Annotated in this window: 9 protein-coding genes and 1 tRNA gene; 2 read left to right on the forward strand and 8 right to left on the reverse strand. The window is 51.6% G+C overall.

Translation table 11 applies throughout. The features are described from left to right. Positions 1-73: 73 nt before the first annotated feature. The 8 genes from IBX50_RS12320 to IBX50_RS12355 all read right to left on the reverse strand — a co-directional run bounded on the left by IBX50_RS12320 (position 74) and on the right by IBX50_RS12355 (position 9,876). Positions 74-163, reverse strand: a tRNA-Ser gene (locus IBX50_RS12320). A 177-nt stretch (positions 164-340) separates the two neighbouring features. After that, positions 341-535, reverse strand: coding sequence for a carbon storage regulator CsrA (csrA, locus tag IBX50_RS12325; protein WP_292256260.1), 195 nt, complete (start codon positions 533-535; stop codon positions 341-343). 254 nt (positions 536-789) lie between these two features. After that, positions 790-2,028: an aspartate kinase gene (locus IBX50_RS12330; RefSeq protein ID WP_292256262.1), complete on the reverse strand. Its 1,239-nt coding sequence runs from the start codon at positions 2,026-2,028 to the stop codon at positions 790-792. Between the two features lie 40 nt (positions 2,029-2,068). Further along, the gene (gene alaS / locus IBX50_RS12335) at positions 2,069-4,711 is read right to left on the reverse strand and encodes an alanine--tRNA ligase (RefSeq protein ID WP_366930723.1); all 2,643 of its coding nucleotides are present in this window, start codon (positions 4,709-4,711) and stop codon (positions 2,069-2,071) included. 83 nt (positions 4,712-4,794) lie between these two features. Next, the gene (locus tag IBX50_RS12340; RefSeq protein WP_292256264.1) at positions 4,795-5,253 is read right to left on the reverse strand and encodes a regulatory protein RecX; all 459 of its coding nucleotides are present in this window, start codon (positions 5,251-5,253) and stop codon (positions 4,795-4,797) included. Between the two features lie 61 nt (positions 5,254-5,314). Beyond that, the gene (gene recA, locus IBX50_RS12345; RefSeq protein WP_292256266.1) at positions 5,315-6,379 is read right to left on the reverse strand and encodes a recombinase RecA; all 1,065 of its coding nucleotides are present in this window, start codon (positions 6,377-6,379) and stop codon (positions 5,315-5,317) included. A gap of 95 nt (positions 6,380-6,474) precedes the next feature. Next, positions 6,475-6,960, reverse strand: coding sequence for a CinA family protein (locus tag IBX50_RS12350; protein ID WP_292256268.1), 486 nt, complete (start codon positions 6,958-6,960; stop codon positions 6,475-6,477). Positions 6,961-7,011: 51 nt separating this feature from the next. After that, positions 7,012-9,876 (reverse strand): EAL domain-containing protein, encoded by a 2,865-nt coding sequence (locus IBX50_RS12355; RefSeq protein ID WP_292256269.1) that lies wholly within the window; start codon positions 9,874-9,876, stop codon positions 7,012-7,014. Between the two features lie 277 nt (positions 9,877-10,153). Between IBX50_RS12355 and IBX50_RS12360 the strand changes: the two genes are divergently transcribed. Both IBX50_RS12360 and IBX50_RS12365 read left to right on the forward strand, forming a co-directional pair. Next, positions 10,154-11,893 (forward strand): DEAD/DEAH box helicase, encoded by a 1,740-nt coding sequence (locus IBX50_RS12360; protein WP_292256271.1) that lies wholly within the window; start codon positions 10,154-10,156, stop codon positions 11,891-11,893. A 71-nt stretch (positions 11,894-11,964) separates the two neighbouring features. Further along, positions 11,965-12,194 (forward strand): hypothetical protein (locus tag IBX50_RS12365; protein WP_292256274.1); only part of this gene is annotated, 230 nt, incomplete at its 3' end.

Below are 12,194 nucleotides of genomic sequence, written 5' to 3' on the forward strand. Positions count from 1 at the left end.
CCTCCGACCGCCTGGTTCGTAGCCAGGTACTCTATCCAGCTGAGCTATGAGCGCGTACTTATTACTGATTGAGTGGCGGAGAGAGAGGGATTCGAACCCTCGATGAGATTTCTCCCATACGCCCTTAGCAGGGGCGCGCCTTCAGCCACTCGGCCACCTCTCCAACACGGCGCACATCATACCATCTGCGTCTGGTTTGTCTACCCTTTGGATGAAAAAAAGTGATTCTGAAGCAACGGCTTGTATCTGTTGTACCGGCACAAAAAAACCGCAACAACCGTATGCCATCACGACAAGAGGTGTTGCGGTTAAGCTGGTCATTCAACCGGCTTGCGAGCGATCAGAAGTTACCCTGATTGCCGCCATCTTCCTTTTCACGCTGAATGCGCTGGTAAATCTCTTCGCGGTGAACAGCCACCTCTTTGGGTGCGTTTACACCGATGCGAACCTGATTACCTTTGACACCCAGAACAGTGACGGTTACTTCGTCACCAATCATCAGGGTTTCACCGACGCGGCGAGTAAGAATAAGCATGGTGGATTCTCCTTATCAAGCAGTCCAGATAGATAAAACTCAACAGGCAGGGTAAATATATAGCGGAAGCTTTTGATTTATCCCAGTTTTGCTGATACAAAAAACATGCCATCTCCGATGACTGTAGTTCATTTTGCTCAGCTGAGTTAATTATCGGTCAATAGCATAAAAATGTTAAATGATTTTTAGCTATTTTTTTTATGCTTTTTAACAATCCTTGCTCAGGCTGGCCGTCCCTGGCCAGTTGGGACGGTTTATTCCGCCTTGTCCAGACCAAAAGCGGTGTGCAGGGTGCGCACCGCCAGCTCGGTAAAGTTCTCGTCCATCACCACAGAAATTTTGATTTCAGAGGTGGAAACCATACGGATGTTGATGCCAGCCGCTGCCAGAGTCTTGAACATCAGGCTGGCAACACCGGCATGAGATCGCATACCCACACCGACCAGAGAGACCTTGGCAATGGCGGTATCACCCACCACCTTGCCTGCGCCCATTTCAGCCACAACACCTTCCAGTAGTGTGTAGGCTTTTTTATAGTCACCACGACCCACGGTGAACGAAAAATCAGTGGATTTGCCATCTGGCGACACGTTTTGCACAATCATGTCCACTTCGATATTGGCATCACCAATCGGACCCAGAATTTTGGCGGCAACACCGGGAATATCCGGAGCACCCAGTACAGTCAATTTGGCTTCGTTGGTATTGTGAGCAATACCGGAGATCAGTGGTTCTTCCATCGAGAGGCTCTCCTCATCATCAGCAACAATTAGTGTTCCAGGGCCTTCATTTTCTTCAAAACTGGAAAGTACGCGCAGGGGAACTTTGTATTTACCGGCAAACTCAACTGAGCGGATTTGTAATACCTTGGAGCCCAGGCTAGCCAGCTCCAGCATTTCTTCCACGGTGATTTGTTCCAGGCGACGTGCTTTGGCACAAATGCGTGGATCGGCTGTATAAACACCATCCACATCAGTGTAGATCTGGCACTCATCCGCATTCAATGCAGCAGCCAGTGCCACCCCCGTGGTATCCGAACCACCGCGGCCGAGGGTGGTGATATTGCCTTCTTCATCCACACCCTGAAAACCGGCAACCACTACTACACGACCCTGTTTCAGATCCTGTTTAATGCCATCGGTGTCAATCTTCTTGATACGGGCCTTGGAGTAAGACTGATCCGTGATGATGCCTGCCTGTGCACCGGTGTAAGAAGTGGCCGGAATACCTGCCTGCTCCAGTGCCATTGCCAGCAATGCAATGGTGACCTGCTCACCGGTGGATACCAGCATATCCATCTCACGCGGAGAGGGTTCTTCATGAATTTCTTTTGCCAGCGCAATCAGGCGGTTGGTTTCACCGCTCATGGCGGAAAGTACCACCACCACATCATGGCCTTCCTTGCGGAAGCGACCCACGCGCTCAGCAACCTTTTTGATACGTTCGATACTACCTACCGAGGTACCACCGAACTTTTGTACATAAAGTGCCATAGAGATCCTATCGGGTTTGTATTGGGTTGTACTTCAGTGTTCAATCCTGACCCAGTTGTTCTGCAACCCAGGCTTTAACAGAAGCCAGAGCTGCGGGCAGTTGGGTAGCGTCAGTGCCGCCCGCCTGCGCCATGTCGGGGCGGCCACCACCTTTGCCTCCGACCTGTTGGGCGACATGGTTGACCAATTTTCCTGCATGTAACCGGTCTTTGGCTGTGCCGGACAGTCCGGCAATCAGGCTCACCTTGTCACCCTCAACAGCAGCCAGCACCACAGCGGCAGGTGCCAGCTTCTGTTTTAATTGATCCATCAGATCACGCAGTGTTGCAATGTCTGCACCATCAATGGTCGCTGCCAGTACTTTGAGCTCACCCACCTGCTCCGTTTGAGCCGTCAGGTCGGTACCGGTGCCGGAAGCCAGTTTCTTTTTCAGTTGTTGCAGATCTTTTTCCAGCTGACGAGTGCGTTCCTGAGTGCTTTCCAGTCGCTCCAGCAGCTGTTCCGGTTTCACTTTCAACTGAGATGAGGCTTTTAACAGCTGTGCTTCACGATCCAGCAGGAAGTTCAGTGCCGCTTCGCCGGTTACACCTTCAATACGGCGTACACCAGCGGCAATACCGGATTCCGAAGTGATATGCATCAGTGCAATGTCACCGGTACGCTCAACATGCAGGCCGCCGCAGAGCTCGATGGAGAAGCAGCGATCAGCCGTTTGTGTACCCATACTCAGCACACGCACTTCATCGGAGTATTTTTCACCAAACAGTGCCATGGCACCGCGTGTTTTAGCGGTTTCCAGGTCCAGCAGTTCGGTGCTGACTGGTGTATTGGCACGGATTTGTTCATTCACCAAGCGCGCAATTTCTTTTAACTGATCAGGGCTAACGGCTTCGTTATGACTGAAGTCAAAACGCAGACGCTCGGCATCCACCAGAGAACCTTTTTGTTGCACACCTTCACCCAGCACTTGACGCAAAGCGGCATGGAGCAGGTGAGTGGCGGAGTGATTACGACGGGTACGCGCACGAATACTGTCATCCACGGTGGCCGTTAGTTGATCACCTTTGTTCAGGACTCCTGCAGCCATCAGGCCGTGATGCAGAAAAGCTTCACCGGCTTTGGTGGTGTCACGCACATCAAAACGCTGTTGTTTGCCCAGCAATTGGCCGCAATCACCCACCTGACCACCGGACTCCGCATAAAAAGGTGTCTGGTCCAGCAGTACCAGACCTTCTTCACCTTCATTCAGGCGGTCAACTGGTTTGCCATCACGATACAGTGCCAGTACCTGAGCAGTACTCTGAGTGGTGCCATAACCAGTGAACTCGGTGGCACGATCCACCTTGATCACACTGTTGTAATCCATGCCAAAGTTGCTGGCCGAACGGGCGCGTTCACGCTGAGCCTGCATCTGTTGTTCAAAACCGGCTTCATCAATGGTTAGTGAGCGCTCACGAGCGATGTCAGCAGTCAGATCCAGCGGAAATCCGAAGGTGTCATAAAGTTTAAAAGCCACTTCACCAGGAATCACGCTGCCTTTTAAATCAGCCAGATCTTGCTCCAGAATCTTCATGCCCTGATCCAGGGTTTTGGCAAACTGTTCTTCTTCCTGCTTCAGAGTTTTTTCAATCTGTGCCTGCTGTTTTTTCAGCTCAGGGAAGGCTTCCCCCATTTCGGCAACCAGTGCTGCCACAATCTTGTAGAAGAAACTACCTTCTGCACCCAGCTTGTGACCATGACGACAAGCACGGCGGATGATACGACGCAGCACATAACCCCGACCTTCGTTAGACGGGATCACCCCATCAGCCACCAGGAAAGAGCAGGAACGGATATGGTCAGCGACCACTTTCAGCGAAGGGGCATCCGAGTTCTCACAGCCGATGGCCTGAGCAGCGGCTTGCAGCAAATTCTGGAACAAGTCAATTTCGTAGTTGGCATGAACACCCTGCAACACCGCTGAAACTCGCTCCAGACCCATGCCGGTATCCACCGAAGGTGCGGGCAGAGGATGCAACTCACCATCCGCAGTACGATTAAACTGCATAAACACCACGTTCCAGATTTCGATGTAACGATCACCGTCTTCTTCCGGTGAACCGGGCGGGCCACCCCAGATGTGTTCACCGTGATCATAAAAAATCTCGGTACAAGGGCCGCAGGGGCCGGTATCACCCATCGCCCAGAAATTATCTGAGGCATAGGGTGCACCCTTGTTGTCACCAATACGAATGATGCGTTCAGCCGGGACACCCATTTTCTGGTTCCAGATGTTAAAGGCTTCATCATCACTGGCATAAACCGTGATCCAGAGTTTTTCTGCAGGCAGCTTGGCTACCCCGGTCAGAAACTCCCAGGCATAACTGATGGCGTCTTCCTTGAAATAATCACCAAAACTGAAGTTGCCCAGCATTTCAAAAAAAGTGTGGTGGCGGGCGGTATAACCCACGTTTTCCAGATCGTTGTGTTTACCCCCGGCACGGACACACTTTTGCGAAGAAGTGGCGCGGGTGTAACCACGCTGCTCCAGACCCAGGAAGCAGTCCTTGAACTGGTTCATGCCTGCGTTGGTGAACAGCAGTGTGGGATCGTCCTGGGGCACCAGGGAGCTGGAAGGAACGGCGGTGTGGCCTTTTGATTGAAAAAACTTCAGGAAAGCCTCGCGGATTTCAGCGCTTTTCATGATGCCTCTCTAATATGCTAGTGGAGCAGCCGAGTGAACTGGGCAAGTATTATACGGAGTTCACAAAAAAATGATAATCTGGCTCAGTAGAGAAAAACTGCTAAACGTATTTGTTCTGGAGTAAATCCGCGCTGCGCCAGAAAACGCTGCATTTTAGCTGCGTCCTTTTGATTAGCGGCAGGTAAGCTGCCAAAGCGTTTTTCTCTAACCCGATTGGCCTGTTCCTGCCAGCGGTGAGTAAGAGCAGCAAGTAAAGGCTGGGTGATGGATGCATCCAGCTGATGTGATTGATAGGCTTGTTTTAAAGCCAGCAGGCCTTTGCCTTTACGCAGGTACTGGCGTGTCAGGTTTTCAGCAAAACGCTGATCACTGAGTAGGTCATTGGCTTCCAACTTATCTAGCAACAGATTAATTTCAGCACGAATTTGTGCACTGCTGAGGGTTTCTGGTGGCGGCAGGATCTTGTGTTTACTGGGGGAATTACGGGGGGAAAGGAGTTTGTCACCCAACTCATAACGGCTGTGTTCACGTCTGGCCAGCAATCGAAAGGCTCGTTCCCTGAGCCCCTTTTGCCATGCCTTTAAATCAGCTGAGCAGGACAAATCAATCGTCGAGTGGTGGCAGGTCGTCGGCATCATCTTCAAGGGTGACTTCGGCTAATTTCTTTTCATCGACTTTATGCAGCAGTTGTTCACGGATTCCCGCCTCGATTTCTTCCATGATAGCGGGGTTGTCTTCAAGGTGTTGTGCAGCGTTGGCCTTGCCTTGCCCGATCTTGTTGCCCTTGTAGCTGTACCAAGCACCGGATTTTTCCACCAGCTTGCACTGTACACCCAGATCAACCACTTCGCCGGCATGGTAAATACCCTTGCCGTAAAGAATCTGGAACTCGGCCTGACGAAAAGGTGGAGCTACTTTGTTCTTGACCACTTTCACGCGGGTTTCGTTACCGGTGACTTCATCGCCCTGTTTAACTGCGCCAATACGGCGAATATCTAAACGCACCGAGGCATAAAATTTTAATGCGTTACCGCCAGTGGTAGTTTCAGGGCTACCGAACATCACACCAATTTTCATACGAATCTGGTTGATAAAAATCACCAGACAGTTGGCGTTTTTGATGTTGCCGGTAATTTTACGCAACGCTTGAGACATTAAGCGGGCTTGCAGACCCACGTGGGAATCACCCATTTCGCCTTCAATTTCTGCTCTGGGCGTTAATGCCGCCACCGAGTCCACAATCAGTACATCCACCGCGCCGGAGCGAACCAGAGAGTCGGTGATTTCCAGCGCCTGCTCACCATTATCCGGCTGAGAAACCAGCAGGTCATCCAGATTGACACCCAGTTTCTCGGCATAAATCGGATCAAGTGCGTGTTCCGCATCAATGAATGCACAGGTTTTTCCTTGTTTCTGTGCCTGAGCAATCACCGATAAAGTCAGTGTGGTTTTACCCGAGGACTCAGGGCCATAAATTTCCACAACCCGGCCATAAGGCAGACCACCAATGCCCAGAGCAATATCCAGACCCAGCGAGCCGGTGGATACAGAAGGCATGGCAACACGTGGCTGGTCTCCCATACGCATGACAGCACCCTTGCCGAATTGTTTTTCGATCTGTCCGAGGGCAGCAGTAAGGGCTTTCTGGCGGTTTTCATCGATGGCCATTGATGGTCTTCCTTTTTGAACGGGTGTGTAAATGGGAAATGTTTTGCTGATTACTGTATAGGTTATCAGTATTCTTCTGGAAGGCAACACCTGTTTTACACTGATTTTTGCAGTGCCTGCAACAACCCCTGCAAAGCCTGATCAATACTGGCCTCACGAATATCACGTCGATCACCCTTGAATAAATACCTTTGTGCCCATTGCTCAGATGCATTGCCCCAGGCCAGCCATACACAACCGACCGGCTTATCATCAGAACCACCACCGGGGCCGGCTACACCACTAATCGCCACCGCCAGATCTGCCTCGCCACGCACACAGGCACCAGCCACCATCTGTTTAACCACTGCTTCACTGACTGCGCCTTGTTGCACCAAGGTGGATTCATCCACACCCAGCAGCAGGTGTTTGGCCTGATTGGAATAGGTCACCAACCCACAGGTGAACCAGGCTGAACTCCCTGCCACCTCTGTTAACGCCTTGGCAACACCGCCGCCAGTACAGGACTCCGCCGTCCCCAGCATCTTGTTCTGCTGAATGGCTAAGTGGGCAATCTCATTAATTAGAGAAATGCGGTTCATGGGGCTGCTCCTTGATCGTTTAGTCTGAACCGGCAGTGTATCAGAAATGTGTCACACCGCTTTTGAAAGTGCCGGTTGTGCCACCGGTCGACCCAGCAGGTAGCCTTGCATCGAATTGCAGCCGTGGGTTTTCAGGAAATTCTCCTGCAGTGTGGTTTCTACACCCTCTGCCAGCACTTCGATTTCCAGGCTGCGACTGAGGCTGATAATACTGAGAATAATGGCCTCGTCCTTGGGGTTTTTACCAATATCCCGCACAAAGCTTTTATCGATTTTAATGCGATCCAGAGGCATGTATTTCAGGCGATTAAAGGAAGAATACCCAGTGCCAAAATCATCCAGAGCCAAGCGATAACCGGCCAGTCGCAGGGTTTTTAACTGCTTGAAGGCAAAATCAGGATCCTGATGCAGCAGGGTTTCGGTGATTTCCAGCTCCAATTTTTTACGCTGCAGGCCATAAGAGTCCACAATCAGGTTTAACTGTTCAATAAAATCGGATTGCATCAGTTGTAGCGGCGAGATATTCACCGCTACAAAAGGTACCTGTTCACCGGCCTCCAGCCATTCGGATATCTGGCGGCAAGCTATGTCAATCACCTGCCAGCCCAGTGGGATAATCAGCTGGGTTTCTTCTGCCATCGGGATAAAGTGATCCGGCGCAATCATGCCCCGTTGCGGGTGCTGCCAGCGCACCAGGGCTTCCAGCCCACACAGACTATGATCGTCCAAGTTGTACTGTGGCTGGTAGTACAGCAGCAGTTGTGGTGTGTTGATGGCCAGCCGTAAATCTTGTTCCAGTTCAAAGTTTAACTGGGTGGCATCGGTCTGGCTGGACTGATAAATCTCGTAGCGGTTTTTACCCTTGGACTTGGCCTGATGTAATGCGGTGTCAGCATTACGCACCAGGCTATTAAAATCTCGGCCTTGTTGTGGGCTGAATGCAATACCAATACTGGCTGTCACTTGTAGCTGTAAACCATCCACTGGCAGGTACTGCTGAGTGGACAAAAGAATTTTTTGAGCCATCTCCAATGCTGGGTAATGGTTGTCTGCAGCTTGCAGCTGCATTAGCAGGATAAATTCATCACCACCCATGCGGTACAGAGTGGCAGATTCATCCAGACCCTGAACCCAACGGGCTGCCAGCTCCATCAGCAGATGATCACCAATCAGGTGTCCAAGGCTGTCGTTAATGAGTTTAAAGCGATCCAGATCCAGAAATATAATTGCCAGGTTGTGAGTTTCTGGCTGGTTCAGCAGCCGCGCCAGGTCATCTTCCAGCATCATACGATTAGGTAGGCCGGTGAGGGAATCATGCCGAGCCTGGAAAGCCAGATTACGGGTTTGTTCACTGACGCGGTGTGCCAGAGTAGTTTCCCGATTGTGCATACCTAGAATTACCGCTGCCATTAAGGCGCTGACCAGCACCAGCAGGCTTTGGAAGGCCAGGGTGTTATTGCCGGGGTTTAGTGCCATATAAGTACGGCCGGCATCCACATGAAACAGCCACTGCTGCTGGGCAAAATCAAAACTGAATTGCTGGCTCATCAGCGGGGTAAAATTTGGGTTGTTGGTCTGGTTGTGGTCATAAAAAGGGGTGGGTTGATTCTGTTCAAAAATTTGTATGTGTAAACCTTCCAGTTTGCTGAGTTCCAGTGCTGCTTCCAGCATTCTGCTGACCGTAAATACACCGACCATAAAACCGGCCAGCTCTTTTTCGGTGTTCAGCAGGCTTCTTTCATCTGATCCGGTATGCAGATAGACAGGTTGTAGAATCAGCAGTCCTGGTTCATCGGGTGCCTGTGTCAGGTTCAAGATCTGGGTGGCTGTGGCACGACCTGTTGCCTGGGCTTGTACAATCCAGGTTTGGCGGTCTGCAATGGATAACAGATTAAAACCCAGCGCGGCAGTGTTGTTTTGCAGGGGTTCAACATACTGCACCACCACCAGTGGGTCATCGGGGTGAAGAGTTTCACCATAAACACTGTAATCTTGGCGATTTAATAGTTGTCGGGTTTGTTGTTCAAACTCCGCACGTTGTTCGGGCAGAAGAATCGGATCCCAGGAATAAGCCCGAATGGATGGATTGTGTAAAAAAATCTGCTGGGTAATGTTGCGAAAGGCTTCGGGTGTTAGCCCACGATTCTGGACAAACTCACGTTCCAGGTGCCCAAGATCGGCCAGGTTTTGCTGGTACAGGCGGTTCAGATTGGCGCGAAAAACATCCATGTCGCGCTCAAAGGTGTTGTGCAGCTGATTGGTGAGCTGAAACAAATAGACTTGATTGGCTACCAGTACTGCCAGCAGTGCACCGGTAAAAAGGTTGATCATTCGGTAGTGTTGACCCGCATTACTGCGCTCCCGACGTGGAGCCAGTATTGCCAGCAGCAGTGGGGTGACCATGATGCTGCCGAAGCTGTCACCCAACCACCAACTGATCCAGTCATGCAGGATACCGGCACTGCCTTCGGATTGAGTAATCAGATGCAGGGCTAGAATGCCGAAGCTGGCGCTGATGGTGGAGGCAGCAAAACCAGCCAGCAGGATAAATTTTAATACTCGGCCTTCACCACGAGCGGTGAGGGGATGACCGGTGCGGTGTTTGACCAGCCAAGTACCAACGACTGCCTGCAGCATCACACCACTGGCAATCACCAAGGCAGAAAATAATGCCGGCAGGGTGAAGCTGAAAGACCAATCAGTGCCAAGACCGAGGTTAAAAATCAGGCTGCCTAACCCGGCAGCTGGGATGAACTGGTAACCAAAACGCAGGCCAATGGTTAGCGCAATACCAGCAGGAATCCACAAGGGAATGATTTGGGCATGAAGACCTGAATGGCTGACCAGTAATCCGGCGCCTAGATATACTGAGGCCAGCAGTAAAAGGCCGCCAATTGTTCGAAATTTCCCAGTCAAGCCAACGTCTCCTGTCGAGTGGTTAGTGCAAGATTTGATCAACCCTCCGCAAGACTAACTTTTTGGTATTCTCAAGACCAGTAGGCTGTTAAAAAAATACCTGTATTTTGATTTGGTGCATTTTAAGCTGGCAACCTGTCGCTGTGGCTGGTATGATCCTCGCTCAAACTTCAGCACGCCGCGTTGCGTGTTCCCTGCATTGGCTGTCGTTGCCCTTTCTAGATGTGTATCGGGCCCGCGCCCGCCCCTGCGTTCCTCAGTACCACAGGTATTATTAATGTCTAATGACGTAACTGTACCCGCTTTTAACGAGCTGGGTCTTCCTGATTTTCTGCTGTCTGCAATTGAATACTCCACTCCTTCCCCGATCCAGGCGCAGACTATTCCTCTGCTGCTGGAAGGCCATGACCTGCTGGGTCAGGCACAAACAGGTACCGGCAAAACGGCGGCTTTTGCTCTGCCGTTGCTGGCGCGACTGGATCTGAGTGCCAAACTGCCTCAGGTACTGATACTGGCTCCAACCCGCGAACTGGCCATGCAGGTGGCTGAGTCCGTGGAAAAATACGGCGCCAACATGAAAGGTGTCAAGGTGGCCAACCTTTATGGTGGCGCTGAATACCGTGACCAGATCCGTGCTTTGCGCTCCGGCGCTCAGGTGGTTGTGGGCACACCCGGTCGTGTAATGGATCACATGCGCCGTGGCAGCCTGGATATTTCCCAGCTGAAAACACTGGTACTGGATGAAGCCGACGAAATGCTGCGCATGGGCTTTATTGATGATGTTGAGTGGATTCTGGAGCAGACTCCTGCCGAGCGCCAGGTGGTGCTGTTTTCCGCCACCATGCCGGATGTGATTCGTCGTATTGCCCAGCGTCACCTGAAAGAGCCCAAAGAAGTGCGTATTGCTGCCAAGGCACGTACCGCTGATACCATCAGCCAGCGTGTGTGGATGGTTGCCGGTTTGTCCAAGCCAGAAGCCCTGACCCGCATTCTGGAAGCCGAAGCGACCGATGGTGTGATTATTTTCACCCGTACCAAGGCTTCTTGTGCTGATCTGGCTGACTTCCTGAATTCTCGTGGTTTCCGCGCCTGTGCCCTGCACGGTGATATGGCGCAGAACCAGCGTGAACAGGCGGTTGATCGTCTGAAAAAAGGTGGTCTGGATATTCTGGTTGCAACCGACGTTGCGGCTCGTGGTCTGGATGTGGAACGCATCAGCCACGTTATCAACTTTGATCCACCCCATGACAGCGAATCCTATGTACACCGTATTGGCCGTACTGGCCGTGCCGGTCGTAGTGGTCAGGCAATCCTGTTTGTTGGCCAGCGCGAAAAACGCCTGCTGTTCAACCTGGAGCGCAGCACTGGCCAGCGTATTGAGCCGATGGAACTGCCCAAGGCTGAAGTGATTAACGCCAAGCGCAGTGACAAGTTTAAAGAACAGGTCATCCATGCGTTACAAGCACGTGATCTGGAACTGTTCGAAAAACTGCTGCAGGAAGTTCACGCTGAAACAGAAATTGAACCTCTGCGTATTGCTGCAGCACTGGCTAAAATGTTCCAGGGCAATACTCCGCTGTGGGTCGAAGATGTCAAAATCCGTGCTCCGCGTGAACGTGCTGCCGGTCGTGAAGATTTTGCTTCCGAGCGTCCACGCCGTGAAGCTCGTGGTGAAAGCCCAAGCCGTGGTCGTTCACGCGAACCTGAAGCAGGCATGAAGCGCTACCGTATGCCGATTGGCCGTTCACACGGCATCAAACCTGCCAACATTGTGGGTGCGATTGCCAATGAAGCCAATATTTCCAGCCGTAATATCGGTCGCATTGATATCCAGCAGGATTTCAGCACCGTGGATCTGCCGGAAGGTATGCCAAAAGCAGTATTCCAGGCTCTGGCTCGTGTGCGTATCTGTGGTGTGCCCATGAACCTGACCAGCAGCATGGCTTCTGCCACTGCTGGTAATGATGATGATGGTGGTCGCCGTCCAGTACGTCGCCGCGCTCCTGCCAGCGCCTGATTCGTTGCTGTCGCTGTAATTTAAAAAACCCCCACCAGATAACTCTGGATGGGGGTTTTTATGGAGTTGGCATGTCGGTTTTACTCTTCCGTATTGGTCACCATGTACCGGATGATGAGTTACATGAGGTACGCCTGCAGCAGCATTTCTCCACTGGCACCAAAAATCTCCAGCGAACTGATCCAGCTGTCGCCCCGCGGTTTGTGGGTGATAAAAGCAAACTCAAACAGGCTGGGATCAAGTCTGGCTTGTCCCTCTTGCCATTCCAGCAACAAGGAACCTTTGCCGCTGCAGGGTTTCA

This window comes from Marinospirillum sp., from assembly GCF_014859565.1.